This window comes from Parasphingomonas zepuensis (assembly GCF_036663735.1).
Classification (GTDB): domain Bacteria; phylum Pseudomonadota; class Alphaproteobacteria; order Sphingomonadales; family Sphingomonadaceae; genus Sphingomonas.
Genome location: NZ_JAXOJO010000005.1, coordinates 78,268 through 99,910 on the forward strand (window position 1 = coordinate 78,268; position 21,643 = coordinate 99,910).

Genomic DNA, 21,643 nt, shown 5'->3' on the forward strand with positions numbered 1-21,643 from the left:
GATGCGAACGACCCGCCATCCCATGCTCCGGCACGCGCTGTTCGTGCTGGGCGTATTACTGGTCCTCGTCACGCCGCTGGTCGGCGTGCTGCCTGGTCCCGGCGGCATCTTCGTTTTCGCGGCCGGGCTTGCCCTGATGCTGCAGAATTCGCACTGGGCAAAGCGCCAGTTCGTCCACGGCAAGCGCCGCTGGCCCAGGGTCGGCCATTATGCCGATATCGGGCTGCGCCGGGCGAGTGCCGCTCGGCGGCGCGCGCGGGATCGGCATGCGCGCAACGTTGACTAACCCGCACTCTTTGCCTAAGGGCACCCGCTACGAGGCCGTCCGCGTGGCGGCCCTTTTCTATTCAGACGACCAGGGAATGAACGATGAAGCGGACCTTTCAGCCGAGCAATCTGGTGCGCGCGCGCCGGCACGGTTTCCGGTCGCGGATGGCGACTCCGGGCGGCCGCAACGTGATTCGCGCTCGCCGCAATCGCGGCCGCAAGAAGCTGTCGGCCTGAAAACTCTTACCATTCGCCGCGATTTCCTCGCGGCGAATGCGGGAAGACGCGCACCGATGCCGGGCTTCGTCCTGCTGGTGCGCGGTCGCGAAGACGGCGATCCGTCGATGCGAATCGGGTACACCGTCACCAAGAAAATCGGCAATGCGGTCGTGCGCAACCGCATGAAGCGACGCTTGCGCGCGCTCGCCCGCGAGCTGCTGCCCGAATCGGGTGTCCGCGGGGCGGACCATGTGCTGATCGGCCGCAATGGCGGCATCGAGCGCGACTTCGCCCAGCTCAAGGTGGATCTGCGCAAGGCACTCGCCAAGGTGGCGCGGTGAAATCCGGCACGCCCCTCCCACCGTTCGGGCTGACGAACGGGCGTGGAAATCCTCCATGCTGACCCGCCTTCTCATCGCGCTGGTCCGCTTCTGGCAAATCGGCCCGTCGGCCATCCTGCCGCCGAGCTGCCGCTACCAGCCAACCTGTTCAAGCTATGCAATCGAGGCGCTTCGCCGCTATGGCGCGATGAAGGGCGGGTGGCTGGCGGCCAGACGGATTGCGCGGTGCCATCCCTGGGGCGGGTTCGGTCACGATCCTGTCCCCTGAAAAGCCTGACCTACCAATGCCTGAACTAGCGCCTACCACGAGCGGGACATCACTCACGTGAATAACGACAACAAGAATTTCATCCTGTTCGCGGTGTTCGCCGCGCTGATCCTGTTCGGCTGGCCGATGGTGACGGCGAAGTTCTTCCCGGCGGCCAACCCGCCCGTGACGAAGATCGAGGACGGCAAGACCAAGGTCCTGCCCAGTCCCGGTGCCGCCCCCACGGCCGATGGCGCCGCCGCGGTGCGCGACCTCAAGGTCGTGCTCGCCGAGAGCCCGCGCGTCCGCATCGAGACGCCGCGGCTGCGCGGTTCGATCAGGCTGAAGGGCGCGCGGATCGATGATCTGGTGCTCACCCAGTACAAGGAAACGATCGGGAAGGACTCTGCGTCGATTCGCCTGTTGTCGCCATCGGGCGCCCCCCATACTTATTTCGCCGGCTTCGGCTGGCGCGACGACGGGCTGAAGCCGCCCAACGACGATACCGTGTGGACCGCGAACAGCCCGGTCCTGTCGCCCGACAAGCCGGTCACGCTCGATGCCGCCAACGCGCAGGGCCAGCGCTTCCGCATCGAGATCGCGGTCGACAATGATTATATGTTCACGATCCGCCAGACCGTCGCCAACAACGGCGCGGCGCCGGTCCAGGTGGCGACCTATGGCCTGATCAACCGAACCGGCGTGTTCAAGGATCCCGATACCTGGACGGTCCAGATCGGGCCGATGGCGGTCTATAACGGCGCGGCCGATTACGGCATCAACTTCAGCGACGTCGACAAGGCGCCGGAAAAATTCAGCACGACGGCCGGCTGGCTCGGCTTCACCGACAAATATTGGCTGACGGCGCTGCTGCCCGATCAGAAGCAGCCCTTTGACGGCCAGTTCCGTCCTGGCGCCAACAAGGCGTATCAGGCGGATTATGCGATCAACCCGAAGCTGCTGCCGGTCGGGCAGCAGGTGTCGCAGACGTCGCATTTCTTCGCCGGCGCGAAGGAAGTGCGGCTGCTCGATCGCTATACCGATCAGCAGGGTTTCGCGAAGCTCGATTACGGCATCGACTGGGGCTGGTTCCGCATCGTCGAAAAGCCGATCTTCTATTATCTCGACTGGCTGTTCCGCATGGTCGGCAATTTCGGCCTGGCGATCATCCTGCTCACGGTCACGATCCGCGGGCTGATGTTCCCGATCGCACAGCGCCAGTTCGCCTCCATGGCCAATATGCGCGCGATCCAGCCCAAGATGAAGGCGCTGCAGGAACGCTACAAGGACGACAAGCCGCGCCAGCAGCAGGAGATCATGGCGCTGTACAAGGCGGAGAAGGTCAATCCGCTCGCGGGCTGCCTGCCGACCTTCCTGCAGATCCCGATCTTCTACGCGCTGTACAAGGTGCTGCTGCTGACGATCGAAATGCGCCACCAGCCGTTCGTGCTGTGGGTCAAGGATCTGTCGGCGCCCGATCCGGCGACCATCCTCAACCTGTTCGGCTATCTGCCCTTCACCGTCCCGTCGTTCCTCGCGATCGGCGTGATCCCGGTCCTGCTCGGCATCTCGATGTACTTCCAGTTCAAGCTGAACCCGGCCCCGATGGACGCGGCGCAGAAGCAGGTCTTCGCGATCATGCCCTGGGTGCTGATGTTCGTGATGGCGCCGTTCGCGGTCGGGCTGCAAATCTACTGGATTACCTCGAACACGCTGACCATCCTCCAGCAGCGCATGCTCTATGCGCGGCACCCGGGGATGAAAGAGGCGTTGGTGAAATGACCCGTGACTGATCCCTTTCCCCCCGAGGCGATCGAGGCGGCGCGCAAGGTCTTTGCCGGCCCGGTTGCCTTCCTCAAATCCGCGCCAACGCTGGAGTTCATTCCGGACGCCAGCGTGCCCGAAATCGCGTTCGCCGGCCGGTCGAACGTCGGCAAGTCTTCGCTGCTCAACGCGCTGACCGGGCGCAATGCGCTCGCCCGAACCTCGAACACCCCGGGGCGCACGCAGGAACTAAACTTCTTCGACGTGGGTGAGCCCCTGGCTTTCCGGCTTGTCGACATGCCCGGCTATGGCTTCGCCAAGGCGCCGAAGGACATGGTCAAGAAGTGGCGTTTCCTGGTCAATGATTTCCTCCGCGGGCGGCAGGAGCTGAAGCGCGCGCTGGTGCTGATCGATGCGCGGCACGGCATCAAGGATGTCGACCGCGAGATCATGGGCATGCTCGACAAGGCCGCCGTCAGCTACCGCCTGGTGCTGACCAAGGCCGACAAGATCAAGCCGACCGAACTGGCCGAGGTCGCCGCCAGCACTGCCGAGGAAGTCCGCAAGCGGCCTGCGGCGCATCCCGACATCCTGGAGACTTCGAGCGAGACCGGCCTCGGCATCGCCGAACTGCGCGCGGCGGTCGTCGAAGCGATCGGCTAGCGACCGGCGACCGCGATGCAGCCCGCGGTACCGCCGATGTCGCGGCCGCGCACGCTCAGCAGAGGGATCACGGCCGGATCGCAGCTGGCGATCGCGCCCGGCACGTTGCGAGCGACAACGCCGGGGTCCGTCACATGCCGGATCGCTACCCCGCGCTCGGCCCAGATCAGGCGATAGGCGCGCAGGATCGGGGTGTAATGCGGATCGCCGTCATTTTCGAAGCCGGTATCGACCACGGTGATCGGCCCCGGCCGCTGCGCCAGCGTGGCAAGCAGCTGCCCATAGCCGCCGGCCTGCGCGCCTTCGTAACGGATCTCCATCCCATGCCGCCGCGCGACCGCCCCCGCGCTCGCCATGACCAGCGGCATCGTCCCGACTGCGAGCAGGCCGATCGCGATCACCCGGCCGCCCAGCCCCCCGGCCCGCGCCGCGCTGAACCGCGCGATCAGTGCGCGCAGGCTGATCGCCGCGGCGATTGCCATGAAGGGGATCGCGGGCATCACATAATGGTTGAGCTTCGACGCCGCGAGCGTGAGCACGAGCAGCAGCGTCCCCGACACCGACAGCGCATAGAGCAGCACGAACCGCGACCGGCCACGCACCTGCCAGAGCGAGAACGGCGCCAGCAGCAGCAACGGGGTCGCGGCGAAATAGCCGGCGAGCAGCAGGCTCAGATAATAGAAGCGCGGCTTCTCGTCGCCGATCACTGACCGCGTAAAGCGCCCGAACACGTCATTGTGCCAGAGCGCGGCGAGATATCCCGGCGACTGCGCCTCCCGGGCGATCGCAAAGGCCAGCAGGACGATAAGGATCGCCATCGCCACCACGGCATAGCGCCCTGTCTGCCACAGGCGCGATGTCCGGCCGGTGGCCACCATATACAGCGCAGCGCCCAGCCCCGCCATGAGCCCCGCGACATCCTTGGTCATGACCGCGCACAACGTCGCCGCGCCGGTCAGCAGCAGCAGCCCGAAACCCGGCCGGCGCCGTTGCAACGCCAGGAAGAACAGGCAGAGATAAGCGGTCGTGAAGAATATCATCACCGCATCGTAATCCGCCACGCGCCCGCTATGCTCGCCGAACGAGCTCGGGCTGAGCATGATGAAGGCGACCGCCAGCACGCCCGTAGCGATCGATCCGGTGGTGCGGCGCACGAACGACAGCACGATCAGCAACGTCCCGATCGTCGCCACCATGCTCGGTAACCGCAGCGCCCATTCCGACGCCCCGAACAGGCGAACGCTGGCGGTCATCAGCCAGATCATCAGCGGCGGCTTGGCGTTCCAGAAGTCGGGGCGCGCGTCATAGGTCGTCACCAGCCCGAATCCGGCCCGGTTCATCTCCAGCGCGTTCACGATGTTGCGCGATTCGTCCCACAGCAGGATTGGAAGCGGCCGCGAATCGATGAACAGGAATGCCGCCGCCAGCGCCAGCACTACCAGGATGATCAAGCGGTCGCGCGCCGCGCCGGCGGTGAATGGTGTCGTGGCGATCATGTCGATGCAGACCTAGGACCGCGTGGTTAATGAACCGATACCGCAATGCCGTCATACTGCGTTCGGGCCGGTTGCCCGCCGCGCGGCGTGCGTCTATCCCCGCCGCCATGAAGCTTATCATCGGCAACAAGGCCTATTCCTCCTGGTCGCTGCGCGGCTGGCTCGCCTGCAAGCAATCGGGGATTCCCTTCGAGGAAGTCGTCGTGCCGCTGTACGATGCCGACTGGGACAAGCGCCGCGAGGGCGACGAGTTCGCTCCCTCCTCGGGCAAGGTACCGATCCTGTGGGATGGCGAGGCCGTGGTGTGGGACAGCCTGGCGATCATGGAATATCTCGCCGAGAAGACCGAGCGTGCGAAGTTCTGGCCCGAGGACGATACCGCGCGCGCGATGGCTCGCTCCATGGCGGCCGAGATGCATTCGAGCTTCACCGCGCTGCGCCGCAAGCACAGCATGAACATCCGCCAGGTCTTCCCGCCCAAGCGGCCCGATGACGATGTGCTCGCCGATATCGGCCGGATCATGGAGCTATGGGCACAGGCCCGCGCGCGCTTCGGTGGCACCGGCAACTTCCTGTTCGGCGAGTTCGGCGCGGCCGACATGATGTTCGCGCCGGTCGTCACCCGGCTCGTCACCTACGGCCTGCCGATCGCGCGCTTCGCCACCGGCTATATGGACGCAGTGCTGCAGCATCCCTTCATGCAGGACTGGATCGCCGGCGCGCAGGAAGAGGAATGGGTGATCGAGCAATTCGAGCAGCCGGTCGCTTAAGAGGATCCTCCCCGAGCATGCTCGGGGAACTAGAAGTCCCCGCCGTCCTTCCGGCTAAATCCCTTTCCCGAAAACAGATGCATGTCGATATCGGGATAATGGCAGTCGGTCTCTGATGGCCGCCCGACCGCAATGAACACGCAGTCCGCATCGCTGCGATTTTGCAGGACATGGCCGTTGCCGTCATCTTTGGGAAAGGCCGCACAGTCGCCCGGGCGCATGACATGCTCGCCGTCATCATCGACCAGCACGGCTTCCCCAGCGATCATCACCACGAACTCGTCCTCGCCCTGATGCCAGTGCCGCTGCGACGACCACGCGCCCGCCTTCAGCGTGACATGGCTGACCCCGAAGTCGCTCAGCCCGGACGGCGGCGCGAGGCGGCGATACCAGCGGCCCTGGACTTTTTCCGAATGTGGCGACGGATAACCGGTCGCATTGGTCTGCGGGATTGAATCGAGATCGAGCTTGGGCAATGCCGCCTCCATGGATGCTGAGACCAGATTGCCCGATGTCGTCGCCCTGACCAAGGCGTTGATCGCCTGCGAGAGCGTGACTCCCGCGCAAGGCAGCGTGTTCGACATACTCGAAGCGGCGCTGATCCCGCTTGGCTTCCATGTCGATCGCTTCATCATCGGCGAGGCGCCGGACGGCCCGGTCGAGAATCTGCTCGCGGTGCGTGGAGAGGGCGGCCCGCATTTCGCCTTTGCCGGCCACCTCGACGTCGTGCCGCCGGGCGCCGGCTGGACCAGCGGCGCGTTCGAGCCGGAGATACGGGGCGGCCTGCTCCATGGCCGCGGCGCGGTCGACATGAAGGGCGCGATCGCTGCGTTCGTCGCGGCGCTCGGCCGGGCGCCGGTGGCGGGCACGCAGAGCCTGATCATCACCGGTGACGAGGAAGGCCCGGCCATCTTCGGCACGCGCGCGCTGATCGATCGCATGGCCGAACGTGGCCTGAAGCCCGATTTCTGCCTGGTCGGCGAGCCCACCTCCGTCGCGCGGCTTGGCGACATGATCAAGATCGGACGGCGCGGCTCAGTCAATATCTGGATCGACGTGCCCGGCCGGCAGGGGCATGTCGCCTATCCTCATCTCGCCGACAATCCGATCCCGAAACTGGTCGCGATCCTCGCCGAGATCGACACGATCGTGCTGGACGAGGGCACCGAATGGTTCCAGCCCTCCAATATCGAAGCGACCGACATCACCGTCGGCAATCCGGCCACCAACGTCATCCCGGCGCACGCCTCGGCACGGCTCAGCATCCGCTACAATGATCTGCACCGGGGCGACGATCTGGCCGCGCGGATCGAGGCGATCGTCCATCGTCACGCCCCGGAGGCGACGATGATAGCCCGCGTCTCCGGCGATGCGTTCCTGACCGCACCCGGCGCCCTCTCGACCCTGATCGGCGATGCGATCGAGGCACAGCTGGGCATCAGGCCGGAATTGTCCACCACGGGCGGCACCTCGGACGCGCGCTTTCTCTCGGCGCTTTGCCCGGTCGTGGAATTCGGCCTGATCAACGCGACGATGCACAAGCTGGACGAGGCAGTCGCCATCGACGATCTGGTAGCGCTGACCGAAATCTACACCGATATCCTCACCCGGATCGCCAACGCCTGACTGGTCGCACGATAAGGTAGGGACGATCAGGTCCGGGCGATCATGTCCCGGATACGGGCGGCCAGTGCTTCCATCGAGAAGGGCTTCGTCACCAGTTCCATGCCCGCATCGAGTGGACCGTCGCCGATCACTGCATTCTCGGCAAAACCGGTGATGAACAGCACCGGCAGGTCGGGCCGCGCCGCGCGCGCTGCGTCCGCCACCTGGCGCCCGTTCATCCCGCCGGGCAGGCCGACATCGGTGACCAGCAGGTCGATCCGCGCGTCGGAACGCAGCACGGCCAGCGCCTCGGCGCCGTCTTCCGCTTCGATCGCCGCATAGCCGAGTTCGCCAAGGATCTCGGTCACCAGCATGCGAACCGCGGGCTCGTCGTCGACGACCAGCACGGCCTCGCCCTTGCCGCTGCGCGGCGTTTCGCGCGCCGTGCCCGTCGGCCCGTCGTCATCGAGCGGGCCCTCATGGCGCGGCAGATAGAGGCACATCTTCGTGCCCTCGCCGACCACCGAGTGGATCCGCACCTGGCCGCCCGATTGCCGCGCGAAGCCGTAGATCATCGACAGCCCAAGGCCCGTGCCCTGCCCCATCGGCTTGGTCGTGAAGAAGGGATCGAAGGCGCGCGCGATCACCTCCGGCGTCATGCCGGTCCCGGTATCGCCGACACACAGCCTCAGATAGGTACCGGGCGAGAGGTCGCGCTCCTGCGCCGCGTCTTCGTCGAGGTGGACGGTGTCGGTCGCGATCGTCAGCCGGCCGCCTTCGGGCATCGCGTCGCGCGCGTTGATGCACAGGTTCAACAATGCGTTCTCGAGCTGGTTGGGATCGACCAGCGTCGGCAGCCGGCCGGCGCCGGTCGCCACTTCGACCTGCACGCCCGGCCCGACGGTCCCGCGGATCAGATCCTCCATTCCCGCGACCAGCCGGTTGATCTCTATCGGCTTTGGATCGAGCGGCTGGCGCCGGGCAAAGGCGAGCAAACGATGCGTCAGCGCCGCCGCGCGGCCCGCTGCGGTCTGCGCCGTCCCGATATAGCGCGGCAAATCGCCGATCCGGCCCTGCTTGAGCCGCAACTGCATCATCTCCATCGCGCCGGAGATCGCGGTCAGCAAATTGTTGAAATCATGCGCCAGCCCGCCGGTCAGCTGGCCGACGGCTTCCATCTTCTGTGCCTGGCGCAGCCGGTCCTCGAGTTCGCGCTGCCGGGTCACGTCGACGCCGACGCCGATCGCCGTTTCCGGCATGCCCGCCGAATCGAGCACGACATGGCTGCGCGTCATGATCCAGCGGATCGATCCGTCCGGCCGCAGCACGCGATATTCGATCTCGCCATCGCCCTTTACCTCCCGGGCGTCGGCGATCGACTTCAGCACCTTGGCGAGATCGTCGGGGTGAACGAGCGAGAGCACTTCGTCCATCGTCGCGCCATGCTGCTCCTCTGGGTTGAACCCGTACAGCGTCGCGAAGCTGGCATCGCTGTGGAAACAATCCCCGACGACATCATAGGTCCAGACGCCGACGCCATCCATCGCCTCTAGCACGAGCCTGGTGCGTTCCTCGGCCGCGAGCAGGGCATCCTGTCGCCGCCGCTCGTCGGTAACGTCCCGCGCGGTGGCGTAGATTCGCCCGTCGGCGAAGCTCACCTTCCAGGACACGGTGCGATAGTCTCCCGCCACGGTGCGAAAGCGATTCTCGAATCCGGTGGTCGCCTCCCCAAGGGCGATGGCGGCGATTTCGTCCTCAGTCCGCGCCTGATCGTCGGGATGGCGCATCCAGGCGGAGGTACGGCCGATGATATCCTCCGCCGGCCAGCCGAGCGCCCGGGTCCAGGCGGGATTGACGCTCTGCCAGCGCCCGCTCGCATCGGCGATGCCGAGCAGATCCTCGCTTACTTCCCAGATCCGGTCGCGCTCGGCGGTGCGCTCGGCGACTTCGCCGACCAGGCTCTCGTTTATCGCGCGCAACTGCGCGGTCGCCCGCACGCGCGCGACCGCGTCCCAGGAAAGCTGCGCCACTTCCTCGACCAGCGAAATCTCCGCCGAGGTCCAGGCACGCGGTTCGGCCTGGCCGAGATAGAAGCCCGCCTCCCACCGGCCACCCCGCACCAGCGGCACGCTGACACCAGCGATCGATCCGGTCGCGGCGATCGCTGCATCGGTAGGGCGAAAGGGATCGTCCGGCCCGCCAAAGGCCAGCGTCTGGCCAGTGCGAATCACCTCGCCCAGATGTTCGCCAAAGCTGGCGGTCGGGACCGAGCCGGTCAGCGGCGGTAACCCATCCACCCAGCAGGCACCGTACCGGATCACGCTGTCGTCGATCACCTGGAAGAAGCCGACACGGCTGACCCGCAGGCGACGGCCGACCGCCTCGGCCGCGATCTGCATCACGTCGTCCGGGTCTTGCTGCGCGCGCTGCCGCTCGACCAGTGCCAGCACGAACTCGCGCTCGTCCTTCGCTGCCCGCAGCGCCGCCTCGCTCCGCTTCGCGTCGGTTATGTCGAGCGTGATGCCGGAAAAGCGCTGCGGTCGCCCATCCGGGCCGAGCCGGCTTCGCCCCTGCACCGCTAGCCATCGCTGAGTGCCGTCCGGCAAGGCCACGCGGCATTCGCCCGAAACCGGCGCCTCGTGCACGAACGCGGCCTGGATCGCGGTGGTGAAGGGCAGGTAGTCGTCGGGATGGATGTGCTCCATATACAGTGCCACGGACGCGCCTTCATGCGCGTAGCGCGGATCGACGCCGCACAGCCCGACCATCCGCGCATCGCCGATGACGGTGTCCGTGGTCAGGTCCCATTCCCAGGTGCCGATATTGCCCGACGACGCGAGCGCCAGCTTCAGCCGCTCCTCGCTTGTGCGGAGCGACGCCTGGGCGAGCATCTTGGCGGTGGTGTCGTGCCCCTGGCTGATGATGCCCAGGACGATGCCGTTCTCGTCCCGGATCGGCGAGATGCTGTAGGTCCACCACATTTCGGTACGGACCCCGTCAAGCCACATCGGCAATCGCTGATCGGTGATCGAATAGCCTTCCCCGCTGGCATAGGCGGCTTCGAGCTGCTGGCCGACGATATGCCAGCTGTCGCGCCGCACCTCGATCGCCGGACGCCCGAGCGCCCAGGGATGCCGGTCGGCGATCACCTTCGCCATCGCATCGTTATAGATCAGGCGGAGCTCCGGGCCCCAATAGAGCGAGATCGGAAAGCTGGAATGAAGGCACAGGCTGACGGTGATCTTGATCGCCGCCGGCCAATCCTCGGGGGGGCCGAAGGGATGCGCCGACCAGTCGAATGCGCGAATCCGATCGCTCATCTCACCGCCGCCGTCGAGGAAGCCAAGCGCAGGCTTCATGGCTGGACCGTTATGCGCATCATCAGCATCGAATCTCGCAGCGACTTGCATCGCGGCCGGTTTTCCGACCGTTCGAGACCGTGGGCATTGAGGCCTTTCCTGTCAACAATCTGCGCGCGCGAGCGACTGGCGCGCGCCTGCCCGCTTCGTTAGGACGTTTCATTCGATACCGGTTTGGCAAAGGACACCGCTCATGACGTTGCACGGCCTGGCCCATTACGGGCTTTCGGGCGAGCGCGGCTTTTTGTCGCAGGCCGATATCGATACGGTCGTGCTCCCGCCCGCATTCGCCGCGGTGGAGGCAGCCGCGGCCGATCTGTCTGGGCTGGTGACGACGGGTCGAATCCGCCACTGGCTGAAGGACCTGCCGGCGCCCGATATCGCCGCCTTCGTGGCCAGCGCCAGCGAGGCCGAGATCAGCCTGGCGATGGTGCGCTATTCCTTCCTCGTCCAGGCCTGGGTCTGGGGCGAGCCCGACCCGCCGGAGAAGCTGCCGGCGAATCTCGCAGTGCCATTCGTCGCCCTGGCCGACCGGATCGGCTTCCCGCCGGTGATGAATTATGCCGGCTATATCCTCGACAATTGGTACCGGCTGAACAAGCAGGCCCCGATCGAACTCGGCAATGTCATGCAGAACCAGCGCTTCGCCGGCGGCCTCGACGAGGAATGGTTCGTCCAGGTGCATGTCGCGATTGAGGCGACCGCTGGCCATGCGCTGGAACTGGCGATCGACCTGGTCCATGCCAGCGATGCAGGCGACGCGGCGCGGGTCGAGGCGCTGCTGATCGAAATGAACGCAGTGTGGGACAGGATCATCGCGATCTTCGATCGCATGGGCGAGAAATGCGATCCGTACATCTATTACAATCGCATCCGGCTCTACATCAACGGCTGGAAGAACAACGCGGCGCTGCCCGATGGCCTGCTGTACGAAGGCGTCGAACGCTTCGGCGGCACGCCGCAGGAATTTCGCGGGCCCACCGGCTCGCAAAGCTCGATCGTCCCGGCGATGGACGCGCTGTTCCAGGTCTCGCACGAGAATGACGAACTGCGCGACCTGCTGCTCGAACTCCATCCCTACCGCCCGCGCCGTCACCGTGCCTTCATCGAGGATCTGCAGGCAGCGAGCGGGCTGCGCGATTTTGCGATCGGCCAGGACCAGAGCCTGAAGGACGCGTTCAATGCCTGTGTCGAGCAGGTCGCCCGCTTCCGCACGCGTCACCTCGAATATGCCGCGGCCTATATCAACAAGCAGGCGTCATCGGGCGCCGGCAACGATCCGGATATCGGCACCGGCGGCACGCCGTTCATGAAATATCTGAAGAAGCACCGCGACGAGAACCGCGCGCAGATGATCTGACGTCAGAGCGCAGCCAGATCGATCGCGCCATGCCGGTCAAGCGCATTGTCCGCTGGCGGCATCGGGTATTTCAGCCCGGTCGCGCAATTGAACAGGACGACGCTCTCCTCCTCGTCGACCAGGCCGGTGCGCAGCGCTTCCTTGTAAGCCGCGAGCGTCGCGCCACCCTCGGGGCAGAGCAGCAGACCATCCTTCTTGGCCGCATCGTCCACTGCCTTGAGGATCGCCGGATCGCCGACCGCCAGCGCCTGCCCGCCGCTTTCCCGCACCGCGCGCAGGATCAGGAAATCGCCCACTGCCCGGGGCACGCGGATGCCGGCCGCGACGGTATGCGCATCCTCCCACCGCTCGGCATGCTCCTCGCCCGCCTCGAACGCCCGGACGATCGGCGCGCACCCCGATGCCTGCACCGCGAACATCTTCGGCCGAGCGGAACCGATCCAGCCGAGCTGCTCAAGCTCGTCGAACGCCTTCCACATGCCGATCAGCCCGGTGCCGCCGCCGGTCGGGTAGAAGATCGCATCGGGCAGCTTCCAGCCGAACTGCGCGGCCAGCTCGAGCCCCATCGTCTTCTTGCCCTCGATCCGGTACGGCTCCTTCAGCGTCGAGAAGTCGAACCACAGCCCCTCGGCCGCGCCCTTGCCCACAATCGCTCCGCAATCGTCGATCAGCCCGTTGACGCGGTAGACCCGCGCGCCCTGCAACGCGATCTCGCGCACGTTGATCTCGGGCGTGTCGTCCGGACAGAAGACGATCGTCTCGATCCCGCACCGCGTTGCATAAGCGGCGAGCGCCGCACCGGCATTGCCGTTGGTCGGCATCGCGATCTTCGTGACGCCAAGCGCCTTGGCCATCGACACCGCCATGACCAGCCCGCGCGCCTTGAACGATCCGGTCGGCAGCCGCCCCTCGTCCTTGACCAACACGTTCGGCCCGCCCGAACGCGGGATCGGCACCAGCGGCGTCTCGATCTCGCCCAGGCTCACCACGTCCTTGGTCGCCCGCACCGGCAGCAATTCCCGCCAGCGCCACAGATCAGTCGGCCGCGCGGCGATCATCGCCCTTGGGATCATCGCGCGCAGCGTATCGAGATCGTAGCGCACCAATAACGGCCGCCCGACGCGCGACAGGCCGTGAAGCTGGTCCGCCTCGTAACGCTCGCCCGTCATCGAACATTCGAGATGCGTGACGAAGGTCGGACGATCGGTGGTGAGGTTCGCGTTCATTCGATGCCCTTTGCCTGCCCAACGCATTGCGCGATCAACCCGGATAACGCACCGGGCAAGTCTTCCAGGTTTTTTGCCGAGCGCCACAGGCGGTAATACCGGCCAACGTCGTATTGAATACCGAGAGCTGCCAGGATGACATCATCCGCCTGCTCAATTTCGCCAATGACCGATAGGAGATGGCGTTCGAGATAACTCTCGCCATTTTCAGTCAATGTCGAATCGTCAACCGGCGCGCCGTCCGAAAGCACCACGAGGAGCTTTCGCGGCTCCGGTCGCTCTCGCAACATGCGACACGCCCATTGGATAGCCTCACCATCGATATTTTCACGGAGGATATCGGAATGGAGCATGACCTCCCAATCCTCGTCCGCCAAAGGCGCGTCGAGGCGCTGATATACGATGTGGAGCAGCGCGCAGAGCCGGCCTGGTCGCTTTGGCCGCCCATCCCGTAGCCAATCCTCCCGTGGTCGCCCGCCCTGCCAGTTAACGGTAGAAAAGCCCAGCAAGGCGACACTTGCCCCCAAGTCACCCAGCACGGCCGAAATCCAGCGGACGGCCACCGCGGCGTGTAGAATCGGTTCGTCGCGCATTGATCCGGAGTGATCGACGAGCAGGCAGATCGCCCAATTGCTCGCTTTGGCTTCGGCAAACGCCGTCCGCACTGGATCGGCGGCGACCGCGGGTATGCCTGCATATAGTTCGGTGGCAGCATCGATCTTGTGACGCCACATCGCCGGATCGCGCAACGTCCAGCCTCTGGCGCGATTGACCGCATCCGCGATGAGCGCTGCGGGCACCTCTCGTGCCCGCAGCGTCAGATCGTACGCGCGCGTATAAACCTTGTAGGGCTCGTCTGGTGGTCCGTCGGGAGCGATTGCGGGACGCCGACGGAAACGAGCACAGGCCCAAATAAGCAGCCCGAAAAAACCGATCTGGAGTGCGACGTTCAATGCGTCGCCGGCACTCCTTGCGCTCACTCCGGCTGCTTCGCCACCCCGACCAGTGCCGGGCGCAGCAGGCGGTCCTTGATCATGTAGCCCGCCTGCATTTCCTGCACGATCGTGCCGACCGGCTTGTCGCTCGGCAGTTCGAACATCGCCTGGTGGAAATTGGGATCGAGCTTCTCGCCCAGTGTCGTCATCTTGGTGATGCCGTGGCGCTGGAAGACGGTCTCGAGCTCGCGCCCGGTCGCGTCCAGCCCGGCGATGACGCTCTTGACCTTCTCGTCGTTCCGCAGTTCTGCCGGGATCGCCTCAAGCGCGCGTGCGAGGTTGTCGGCGACCGAAAGCAGGTCGCGCGCAAAGGCCGTCGCGGCATAGGTGCGTGCGTCGATCGCTTCCTTCTCGGCGCGGCGGCGCACATTCTGCGCCTCCGCATGGGCGTAGAGCAGCGACGACTTGGCGTCCGCCAGTTCGGCCTCGAGCTTCGCCAGCCGATCATGCTCGGCCAGCTCCGGCGATGCCTGGGCAGTCTCCTCGCGCACGTCGTCGGCGGTCGGGGTTTCGGTCTTCTCGTCTTCGATCATGGGGTAGTGTCGATCCTGTTATGGCATGAGCCGCGCCAGCGTCGCGGCAGTGAAATCCACCATGGGCACGACGCGCGCATAGTTCAACCGCGTCGGGCCGATAACCCCGACCACGCCGACCACCCGCCCGTCCAGTCCGCGGAACGGTTTTGCGATGACGGACGATCCCGACAGCGAGAATAATTTATTCTCCGCCCCGATGAAGATGCGCGTCGCATCGCCCGCGCCCGCGCTGTCGAGCAGCTGGGCGATCTCCTGCTTGCCTTCGAGATCGTCGAGCAGATCGCTGATCCGTTCGAGATCGGCCGCGGCGGCCGCGTCGATCAGCCGGCCCTGCCCGCGCACGATCAGCACCGGGCGGCGATCGCTGTCCTCGCTCCAGATTGCGAGGCCGCGCTCGATCAGCGCGCGCGCGACGGTATCGAGCAGCGCACGCTCCTCGCCGATCTCACGCTCGATCCGCGCGCGGGCCTGGGCGATGGTGAGACCCGAGAGCACGGCGGTCATGTAATTGCCGGCCTCGATCAGCGCCGACGGGTTCACACCGGCCGGCAGATCGATCACGCGGTTCTCGATCGCGCCCTCCTCGCTGACGAGCACCGCCAGGGCCTTGTCGGCGGACAGCGGCACGAAACTCATCTGGCGCAGCACCAGCTCGCGCTTGGGCACCATCACCAGCCCGGCACAGGCCGACAGGCCGGACAGCGCAGCCGTGGTCGCCGCCAGCGCTTCCTCGACCGGTCCGACCTGCGACACGCGGGATTCGATCGCGGCGCGTTCCTCCGCCGACGGCTCGAGCGCCTGCATCATGCCGTCGACGAACAGGCGAAGCCCCGTCTCGGTCGGCATTCGGCCGGCGCTGGTATGGGGCGCCGCGAGCAGGCCAAGCTCCTCCAGATCCTGCATCACGTTGCGGATCGAGGCCGGCGAGAGGTTCAGCCCCGACAGATGCGCGATCGTCCGCGATCCGATCGGAGCGCCCGTATTCAGATAGCTTTCGACGACGACGCGAAATACGTCGCGGGCGCGGTCGTTGAGTTCGGTGATCGGCGGGGCGGGCATGAAGACCATCTAGGGGCGACGGCCTCCCGTCTCAATGTCGGTCCGGATCATCCGCTAACACTGGCGCGTTCCGGGGCAGGCGTCTAGGTGGCGTGCCGACCATTCAGGAGACTCACTTCATGCGCCCATCCGGCCGCGCCCCCGATCAGATGCGCACGATCTCGATCGAGCCGCATTTCACCCGCCATGCCGAAGGCTCCGTGCTGATCGGCTTCGGCGACACCCGCGTGCTGGTGACGGCGAGCGTCGAGGAGCGCCTGCCGCCATGGCTGCGCGGCAAGGGCGAAGGCTGGGTGACGGCCGAATATGGCATGCTGCCGCGCGCGACCCACACTCGTGGCAACCGCGAAGCCGCCAAGGGCAAGCAGTCCGGCCGGACTCAGGAAATCCAGCGGCTGATCGGCCGTTCGCTGCGCGCCGTGACGGATCTCAAGCTGCTCGGCGAGCGCCAGATCACACTCGATTGCGACGTCATCCAGGCCGATGGCGGCACCCGTACCGCCGCGATCTCGGGCGCCTGGGTTGCGCTCCGGCTCGCGATCAACGGCTTGATGGCCGAAGGCAAGCTGACTGCCGATCCGCTGACCCAGAAGGTCGCGGCGGTTTCGTGCGGCATCTACCAGGGCACGCCAGTGCTCGACCTCGACTATGACGAGGATTCGAATGCCGACGCGGACGCCAATTTCGTCCTGCTCGAAAACGGGAATATCGCCGAAGCACAGGCCACCGCCGAAGGCGCGACCTATGACGAGGAAGCGCTGCTCCGCCTGTTGCGGCTCGCCCGGATCGGCTGCGCGGATATCTTCGCCGCCCAGGCAAAGGCAGTCGCAAAATGACCGAGGAAGTGGCCCCGCAGGCGATCCGCAAGCTGAAACCCGGCAAGCTCGTCATTGCGAGCCACAACCAGGGCAAGGTCCGCGAAATCCTCGAAATGCTCGCGCCCTACGGGATCGAGCCGGTCTCGGCCGCGGACCTCGACCTGCCCGAGCCGGAAGAGACGGGCACGACCTTTCTCGCCAATGCCGAGCTGAAGGCGCTCCAGGCGGCCGACCTCACCGGCCTGCCGGCGCTGGCCGATGACAGCGGGCTGTGCGTCGATGCGCTGAACGGCGATCCGGGCATCTTCTCGGCACGCTGGGCGGGGGAATCGAAGGATTTCCGCGTCGCGATGCAGCGCGTCAACGATGCGATCGAGGCGACTGGCCCCGATGCGAGCCGCGACGCGCATTTCATCTGCGTGCTCGCGCTTGCCTGGCCCGACGGCCATGTCGAATGGTTCGAGGGCCGGGTCGACGGCACTCTGGTCTGGCCGCCGCGCGGCACCGGCGGGTTCGGCTACAACCCGATCTTCATGCCCATCGGCAGCGATCAGACCTTTGCCGAGATGCCCGACGCGAAAAAGGCAATCAGCCACCGCGCCCGGGCCTTCGAGGAAATGATGGCGGCGGTGCTTTAACCGTCTCCCTAAATTTCCCTCTCCCAGCGGGAGAGGGATTCAAGTCGCCATCTGCCCCACGACATTGCCCGGCGGCGTGTACCGGCACACCACATAATCGTCGGTCCTGTTGCTCGCCTCGGCGCAACCGAACTGAGTCGTGCCGCGCCAGATGATCTGGGTGTAGTGGGCGACATCCTCCCACCGGCCGCTGGTGCTGAAATCGGGCGTCGGCGCCGCGCGGTAATAGCGACGCTCGTCCACCCAATGGCCGGCCATCTCCTCGTAGCGATAGGCACCGCGCGTGCCCGTCCAGAGATTCTCGCCCTGGCGCAACGCGCCTTGCGGCTGTTTCGCATGTTCGAATCTGCCGGTCCGCGCCAACTCACGCGCATAGACCGCCGCGTCTTCGGCCAGCGCGGGGTTCCAGGTCAGCGCCGGCACGCCGACAGCGGCGCGGGCGCGGTCATGCGCCTCGATCATCGCCTGGCGCAGCATCGCGGCACCGCGCGGCGCGACCCCGGTGAAGCCGCGCTCCTCCACCACCCGCTGCGGCGGTGCCGCCGCGGAACAGCCGGTCAATACCGCGAGTATCATCAACAAATGCCGCATCTTCCCTCGCCTCGTTCCCGGCATCATATGGGGGGCGCATGAACGATCCCAAAACGCCGCCCCTCGCGCTCTATGTCCATTGGCCGTTCTGCGTGTCGAAATGCCCTTATTGCGACTTCAACAGCCATGTCCGCGCCGAAGTCGACCAGGCGGCCTGGCGTGCCGGGTTGCTCGCCGATCTGCGGCACGAGGCGGAACAGCTGCCCGGCCGCCGGCTGGGCTCGATCTTCTTCGGCGGCGGCACGCCCTCGCTGATGCCCCCCGAGACGGTCGCCGCAGTGATCGAAGCGGCCGAACAGGCTTGGGGCTTCGCGCCCGATATCGAGATCACGCTCGAGGCCAATCCCTCCTCGGTCGAGGCAGCACGTTTCGCCGATATCGCGGCGGCCGGCGTGAACCGCGTGTCGCTCGGCCTGCAGGCGCTCGACAACGCAGCGCTGGCTTTTCTCGGCCGAGCGCATGACGTGAACGAAGGGCTGGCCGCGCTCGCCACCGCGCAGCGCGCCTTTTCACGCGTGAGCTTCGACCTGATCTACGCTCGGCCGGGCCAGTCGCTCGCGGCATGGGAGACCGAACTGACGCAGGCGATCGGCTTCGGAACCGAGCATCTTTCGCTATACCAGCTGACCATCGAGCCCGGCACGCGCTTCGCGACCGAGGCGGCCGCGGGACGGATCGTCGTCCCCGACGGGGACAGCGCCGCCGATCTGTTCGAGGCGACCCGCGCCATGACCGCCACGGCTGGCATCCCGGCTTATGAAATCTCCAACCACGCAAGGCCCGGCGCCGAGAGCCGGCACAACCTGACCTATTGGCGCTACCGTGACTATGCCGGCATCGGCCCGGGCGCACATGGCCGGCGCGGTGGCCTCGCCACCGTCCGTCGCAGGAAGCCGGAAAACTGGATGACCGCGATCGAGCGCAACCAGCACGGAATTGAAAGCGAGGAACCGCTCGCCCCCCACACCCGCGCGACCGAGGCACTGCTGATGGGCCTGCGGCTGCGCGAGGGTGTCGATCTGGCGCGGATCGCCCGCCTGGGCGAGATGGTGATCGCCCGCCTGATCAACCTCCCCGCGGCCGAACGCCTTGCGCACCAGGGGTTCCTGATCCGGCAGGGCGACAGGCTCACCGTCACAGAGGCAGGTATGCTGCTCCTCGATGCAATCCTGCCCGAGATCGTCCGCGACGCCGACGAACCCGTATCCGCGACGGCCTGACCTGGCCGTCCCGTTCAGCGATCGCCGAACCCCGTCGGTGCCGGTGATACCACTACGGTCGTCCCGCCCTTGATCTCCTGCACCTCAAGCGCGCGCTCGGCGACGCTGTCGCGGCCGAAGCGGAACGCCCCGTCGATTCCGGAGAAGCCACCCGAGTCGCGCAGTCGCGCCTCGGGGAACGCGTTGCCGATTGGCCAGTCGCGCGCAATCCGCACCGTCAGCAGCACCGAATCATAGCCGAGGCTGGAAAGCCTGTAAGGCGCCGCCCCGAAGCGGGCGCGGTATTTCGCGGCATATTGGCGATAGAGCGTATCGGAAACGCTGGCGAACCAGGCGCCGTTCAGCGTCGGCCGGTTCGTGATCGAGCTTTCCGAATTCCACAGATCGGTGCCGAGGATATGGGCATTGCCCCCGCCATTCCGGCGAATCAGCGGCACCGCCGTCGCCGCCGTAGCGCCGCCATCGGCAATCAGGACCGCCTGGTAGGGAGCATTCTGCGCCATGCGGGTGATCGCGGTGGTGATCGATCCGGGCCCGCGATTATAGGTCTGCAGCGTGCGCACCTGACCGCCGGCGCCCTCGACTGCGCGCAGGAATGCAGTCGATGCCCGCTCGCCATAGGTGCCGTTGGGCACGAGCCCGGCAAATTCCGTGACGCCCTGCCCCTTGGCGTAGCCGACGACGCGCTCGATCGACTGCGCCGGGGCATAGCCCATCAGATAGGCGCCGTTCCCGGCAGCCGTCGTATCGTTGGAAAAGCTGATCACCGGCACGCCGGCGCGCCGCGCGATCGGCGTCACTGCGCGGACGTCCTCCGCAAGCAGCGGGCCGAGAATCAATCGGTTGCCGTCAGCGAGCGCGCGCTGCGCGGCCGCGGCCGCACCGCCATTGGTATCATAGGTCGTGATCCGGACTCGCTCGTTCTTGGTGTCGAGCAGGGCCAGCTGAGTTGCGTTGGCCAGGCTCTGGCCGATGCCGGCATTGGATCCGGTGAGCGGCACGAGCAGCGCCACGCGGTGGCGCGCCACGTCGACCGGAATGCCCGGCTGCACCTGTTGCGACGCGGCGTCGGGCCGGGTGACGACTGGTGCGGCAGGCCCTGGGCGGCCGCGCGGAACGACCGACTGGCAGCCGCTCAGGATCAGCGCTCCCGCAATGATTGCTGCACGAAGGAGCTTCGCTCCCCGTTGCGGTATCGATAGGGCCTCTGCCATGACTGCTCCAATGAACGCCGAACTCGCGCCCGGTCTCTATATCGTCGCCACCCCGATCGGCAATCTCGGCGACCTGAGCCCGCGTGCTGCGCATATACTCTCGAACGCCGCGGTAGTTGCGGTCGAAGACTCGCGTGTGACGGCGGGCCTGCTGCGCCATATCGGCGTGAAGCGGCCAATGACACCCTATCATGATCATAATGCCGAGCATGTCCGGCCGGGCCTGATCGCCCGCATGGGCAGTGAGGCGGTCGCCCTGGTGTCCGATGCCGGGACACCTTTGATCTCCGATCCGGGCTACAAGCTGGTCCGCGATGCGCGCGCGGCCGGGCATCTGGTGGTGACGATTCCCGGCCCCTGCGCCGCGATCGCCGCGCTGACGCTCGCCGGCCTGCCGACCGACCGGTTCCTTTATTGCGGCTTCCTGCCGCCCAAGGCGCAGGCACGCGCGGCGGCGATCGCCGAGATCGGATCGGTTCGGGCGACTCTGGTACTGTACGAATCGGGGCCGCGACTCGCCGCGATGCTGGCCGCGCTGGCCGAGGGGCTCGGCGACCGGGAAGCTGCGGTGACGCGCGAGATTACCAAGAAGTTCGAGGAAGCGGTGACCGGAACCCTGTCCGCGCTGGCGGCGCGCTATGCCGATGCGCCACCCAGGGGAGAGATCGTCGTGGTGGTGGCACCGCCCGGCGAGCCCGAAGCGGCGAGCGTTGACGATGCCGAGGCGGCGCTGGTCGAGGCGCTGACCCGTTTGCCGATGGCGAAGGCCGTGAGCGAAGTGGCGAAGAAGCTCGGGGTAGATCGCAAGGAGCTTTATGCGCGCGCGCTGGAGATGAAGGGGTGATGGGTCGCCCTTCTAGTTCCTCCCCGGAACGGGGAGGAACATGTGGCGCGTGACCGCCGCGTCGCCGAAGCCGCGGGTCGCCGCGGCGAGCGCCTCGCCGGCTGGTGGCTCCGCCTCAAGGGCTGGCGCATCCTCGATCGCCGCGTGCGCACACCGGCCGGCGAGGTCGATCTGGTCGCCCGGCGCGGCAACCTGGTCGCCTTCGTCGAGGTCAAAATGCGCAAGACCAGCGCCGAACTCGATTTCGCGATCGACGAACGCCGCCTCTCCCGCGTCGCCGCCGCCGCGGAATATCTCATGCCCCGATATGCCGGCCCGGGCGACGATATCCGGGTCGACGTGATCCTGCTCGCCCCCGGCACGCGGCCGCGCCATATCGAGAATGCGTGGATCGGGTGACTTCCGTCATCG

23 protein-coding genes are annotated in these 21,643 nt (G+C 66.4%); 14 read left to right on the plus strand and 9 right to left on the minus strand.

The window, feature by feature from the left end; all coding sequences use genetic code 11:
• Positions 1-22: 22 nt before the first annotated feature.
• The 6 genes from U1769_RS18320 to yihA all read left to right on the plus strand — a co-directional run bounded on the left by U1769_RS18320 (position 23) and on the right by yihA (position 3,501).
• Positions 23-286, plus strand: coding sequence for a PGPGW domain-containing protein (locus U1769_RS18320; RefSeq protein WP_332718925.1), 264 nt, complete (start codon positions 23-25; stop codon positions 284-286).
• A gap of 83 nt (positions 287-369) precedes the next feature.
• A complete protein-coding gene (rpmH, locus tag U1769_RS18325; protein WP_010162954.1) occupies positions 370-504 on the plus strand; it encodes a 50S ribosomal protein L34 in 135 nt (44 codons plus the stop codon).
• An 11-nt stretch (positions 505-515) separates the two neighbouring features.
• Positions 516-827: a ribonuclease P protein component gene (gene rnpA / locus U1769_RS18330; protein WP_332719822.1), complete on the plus strand. Its 312-nt coding sequence runs from the start codon at positions 516-518 to the stop codon at positions 825-827.
• A 55-nt stretch (positions 828-882) separates the two neighbouring features.
• Positions 883-1,095 carry a membrane protein insertion efficiency factor YidD gene (gene yidD / locus U1769_RS18335; protein WP_332718927.1) on the plus strand — a complete coding sequence of 71 codons (213 nt, stop codon included), beginning with the start codon at positions 883-885 and terminating at the stop codon, positions 1,093-1,095.
• A 57-nt stretch (positions 1,096-1,152) separates the two neighbouring features.
• On the plus strand, positions 1,153-2,856 hold the full coding sequence (gene yidC, locus U1769_RS18340) for a membrane protein insertase YidC (RefSeq protein WP_332718929.1): 1,704 nt from the start codon (positions 1,153-1,155) through the stop codon (positions 2,854-2,856).
• 3 nt (positions 2,857-2,859) lie between these two features.
• Positions 2,860-3,501, plus strand: coding sequence for a ribosome biogenesis GTP-binding protein YihA/YsxC (gene yihA, locus U1769_RS18345; protein WP_332718931.1), 642 nt, complete (start codon positions 2,860-2,862; stop codon positions 3,499-3,501).
• Here yihA and U1769_RS18350 read toward each other — a convergent pair.
• Positions 3,498-4,997, minus strand: coding sequence for an ArnT family glycosyltransferase (locus tag U1769_RS18350; RefSeq protein ID WP_332718934.1), 1,500 nt, complete (start codon positions 4,995-4,997; stop codon positions 3,498-3,500). The genes yihA and U1769_RS18350 overlap by 4 nt on opposite strands.
• A gap of 107 nt (positions 4,998-5,104) precedes the next feature.
• Here U1769_RS18350 and U1769_RS18355 point away from each other — a divergent pair, with 107 nt between their 5' ends.
• Positions 5,105-5,767 (plus strand): glutathione S-transferase family protein, encoded by a 663-nt coding sequence (locus U1769_RS18355; protein ID WP_332718936.1) that lies wholly within the window; start codon positions 5,105-5,107, stop codon positions 5,765-5,767.
• Between the two features lie 29 nt (positions 5,768-5,796).
• Here U1769_RS18355 and U1769_RS18360 read toward each other — a convergent pair whose 3' ends face one another.
• Entirely contained in the window at positions 5,797-6,243 is a 447-nt protein-coding gene (locus tag U1769_RS18360) for a cupin domain-containing protein (RefSeq protein ID WP_332718938.1), read from the minus strand.
• Positions 6,244-6,253: 10 nt separating this feature from the next.
• Between U1769_RS18360 and dapE the strand changes: the two genes are divergently transcribed.
• On the plus strand, positions 6,254-7,393 hold the full coding sequence (gene dapE / locus U1769_RS18365) for a succinyl-diaminopimelate desuccinylase (RefSeq protein ID WP_332718941.1): 1,140 nt from the start codon (positions 6,254-6,256) through the stop codon (positions 7,391-7,393).
• Between the two features lie 26 nt (positions 7,394-7,419).
• Here dapE and U1769_RS18370 read toward each other — a convergent pair whose 3' ends face one another.
• On the minus strand, positions 7,420-10,731 hold the full coding sequence (locus U1769_RS18370) for a PAS domain-containing protein (RefSeq protein WP_332718944.1): 3,312 nt from the start codon (positions 10,729-10,731) through the stop codon (positions 7,420-7,422).
• A gap of 193 nt (positions 10,732-10,924) precedes the next feature.
• Between U1769_RS18370 and U1769_RS18375 the strand changes: the two genes are divergently transcribed.
• Positions 10,925-12,091, plus strand: coding sequence for a PrnB family protein (locus tag U1769_RS18375; protein ID WP_332718946.1), 1,167 nt, complete (start codon positions 10,925-10,927; stop codon positions 12,089-12,091).
• A gap of 2 nt (positions 12,092-12,093) precedes the next feature.
• On the opposite strand, the gene U1769_RS18380 is transcribed toward U1769_RS18375, so the two are convergent.
• Genes U1769_RS18380 through hrcA form a run of 4 tightly spaced genes read right to left on the minus strand, consistent with a single transcriptional unit; the run spans position 12,094 to position 15,907 of the window.
• Positions 12,094-13,317 carry a threonine synthase gene (locus U1769_RS18380; RefSeq protein ID WP_332718948.1) on the minus strand — a complete coding sequence of 408 codons (1,224 nt, stop codon included), beginning with the start codon at positions 13,315-13,317 and terminating at the stop codon, positions 12,094-12,096.
• Positions 13,314-14,270 carry a cobaltochelatase CobT-related protein gene (locus U1769_RS18385; protein ID WP_332718950.1) on the minus strand — a complete coding sequence of 319 codons (957 nt, stop codon included), beginning with the start codon at positions 14,268-14,270 and terminating at the stop codon, positions 13,314-13,316. The genes U1769_RS18380 and U1769_RS18385 overlap by 4 nt, the downstream gene beginning before the upstream one ends.
• 23 nt (positions 14,271-14,293) lie before the next feature.
• Positions 14,294-14,845 carry a nucleotide exchange factor GrpE gene (grpE, locus tag U1769_RS18390; RefSeq protein WP_332718952.1) on the minus strand — a complete coding sequence of 184 codons (552 nt, stop codon included), beginning with the start codon at positions 14,843-14,845 and terminating at the stop codon, positions 14,294-14,296.
• An 18-nt stretch (positions 14,846-14,863) separates the two neighbouring features.
• Positions 14,864-15,907, minus strand: a complete 1,044-nt coding sequence (gene hrcA / locus U1769_RS18395) for a heat-inducible transcriptional repressor HrcA (RefSeq protein ID WP_332718954.1) — start codon at positions 15,905-15,907, stop codon at positions 14,864-14,866.
• A gap of 119 nt (positions 15,908-16,026) precedes the next feature.
• Between hrcA and rph the strand changes: the two genes are divergently transcribed.
• Both rph and rdgB read left to right on the plus strand, forming a co-directional pair.
• Entirely contained in the window at positions 16,027-16,743 is a 717-nt protein-coding gene (gene rph / locus U1769_RS18400) for a ribonuclease PH (RefSeq protein ID WP_332718956.1), read from the plus strand.
• On the plus strand, positions 16,740-17,363 hold the full coding sequence (rdgB, locus tag U1769_RS18405; protein ID WP_332718957.1) for an RdgB/HAM1 family non-canonical purine NTP pyrophosphatase: 624 nt from the start codon (positions 16,740-16,742) through the stop codon (positions 17,361-17,363). Before rph ends, rdgB begins: the two co-directional genes overlap by 4 nt.
• Before the next feature lie 39 nt (positions 17,364-17,402).
• Here rdgB and U1769_RS18410 read toward each other — a convergent pair whose 3' ends face one another.
• Complete coding sequence (locus tag U1769_RS18410) at positions 17,403-17,954, minus strand: CAP domain-containing protein (RefSeq protein ID WP_332718958.1); 552 nt, start codon at positions 17,952-17,954, stop codon at positions 17,403-17,405.
• 38 nt (positions 17,955-17,992) lie between these two features.
• Here U1769_RS18410 and hemW point away from each other — a divergent pair, with 38 nt between their 5' ends.
• Positions 17,993-19,174: a radical SAM family heme chaperone HemW gene (gene hemW / locus U1769_RS18415; protein WP_332718959.1), complete on the plus strand. Its 1,182-nt coding sequence runs from the start codon at positions 17,993-17,995 to the stop codon at positions 19,172-19,174.
• Positions 19,175-19,188: 14 nt separating this feature from the next.
• On the opposite strand, the gene U1769_RS18420 is transcribed toward hemW, so the two are convergent.
• The gene (locus U1769_RS18420) at positions 19,189-20,388 is read right to left on the minus strand and encodes a penicillin-binding protein activator (RefSeq protein ID WP_332718961.1); all 1,200 of its coding nucleotides are present in this window, start codon (positions 20,386-20,388) and stop codon (positions 19,189-19,191) included.
• 10 nt (positions 20,389-20,398) lie between these two features.
• Between U1769_RS18420 and rsmI the strand changes: the two genes are divergently transcribed.
• Positions 20,399-21,232: a 16S rRNA (cytidine(1402)-2'-O)-methyltransferase gene (gene rsmI / locus U1769_RS18425; protein ID WP_332719824.1), complete on the plus strand. Its 834-nt coding sequence runs from the start codon at positions 20,399-20,401 to the stop codon at positions 21,230-21,232.
• Between the two features lie 42 nt (positions 21,233-21,274).
• Entirely contained in the window at positions 21,275-21,631 is a 357-nt protein-coding gene (locus U1769_RS18430) for a YraN family protein (protein WP_332718964.1), read from the plus strand.
• The last annotated feature ends 12 nt before the right edge of the window (positions 21,632-21,643 follow it).

Bases quoted from the DNA above. Each gene is read 5' to 3' on its own strand.
- U1769_RS18320 (WP_332718925.1), top strand. From the start codon at position 23: ATGCTCCGGCACGCGCTGTTCGTGCTGGGCGTATTACTGGTCCTCGTC.
- rpmH (WP_010162954.1), top strand. From the start codon at position 370: ATGAAGCGGACCTTTCAGCCGAGCAATCTGGTGCGCGCGCGCCGGCAC.
- yidD (WP_332718927.1), top strand. From the start codon at position 883: ATGCTGACCCGCCTTCTCATCGCGCTGGTCCGCTTCTGGCAAATCGGC.
- U1769_RS18350 (WP_332718934.1), bottom strand. From the start codon at position 4,997: ATGATCGCCACGACACCATTCACCGCCGGCGCGGCGCGCGACCGCTTG.
- U1769_RS18355 (WP_332718936.1), top strand. From the start codon at position 5,105: ATGAAGCTTATCATCGGCAACAAGGCCTATTCCTCCTGGTCGCTGCGC.
- dapE (WP_332718941.1), top strand. From the start codon at position 6,254: ATGGATGCTGAGACCAGATTGCCCGATGTCGTCGCCCTGACCAAGGCG.
- U1769_RS18370 (WP_332718944.1), bottom strand. From the start codon at position 10,731: ATGAAGCCTGCGCTTGGCTTCCTCGACGGCGGCGGTGAGATGAGCGAT.
- U1769_RS18375 (WP_332718946.1), top strand. From the start codon at position 10,925: ATGACGTTGCACGGCCTGGCCCATTACGGGCTTTCGGGCGAGCGCGGC.
- U1769_RS18380 (WP_332718948.1), bottom strand. From the start codon at position 13,317: ATGAACGCGAACCTCACCACCGATCGTCCGACCTTCGTCACGCATCTC.
- grpE (WP_332718952.1), bottom strand. From the start codon at position 14,845: ATGATCGAAGACGAGAAGACCGAAACCCCGACCGCCGACGACGTGCGC.
- hrcA (WP_332718954.1), bottom strand. From the start codon at position 15,907: ATGCCCGCCCCGCCGATCACCGAACTCAACGACCGCGCCCGCGACGTA.
- rph (WP_332718956.1), top strand. From the start codon at position 16,027: ATGCGCCCATCCGGCCGCGCCCCCGATCAGATGCGCACGATCTCGATC.
- rdgB (WP_332718957.1), top strand. From the start codon at position 16,740: ATGACCGAGGAAGTGGCCCCGCAGGCGATCCGCAAGCTGAAACCCGGC.
- U1769_RS18410 (WP_332718958.1), bottom strand. From the start codon at position 17,954: ATGCGGCATTTGTTGATGATACTCGCGGTATTGACCGGCTGTTCCGCG.
- hemW (WP_332718959.1), top strand. From the start codon at position 17,993: ATGAACGATCCCAAAACGCCGCCCCTCGCGCTCTATGTCCATTGGCCG.
- U1769_RS18420 (WP_332718961.1), bottom strand. From the start codon at position 20,388: ATGGCAGAGGCCCTATCGATACCGCAACGGGGAGCGAAGCTCCTTCGT.
- rsmI (WP_332719824.1), top strand. From the start codon at position 20,399: ATGAACGCCGAACTCGCGCCCGGTCTCTATATCGTCGCCACCCCGATC.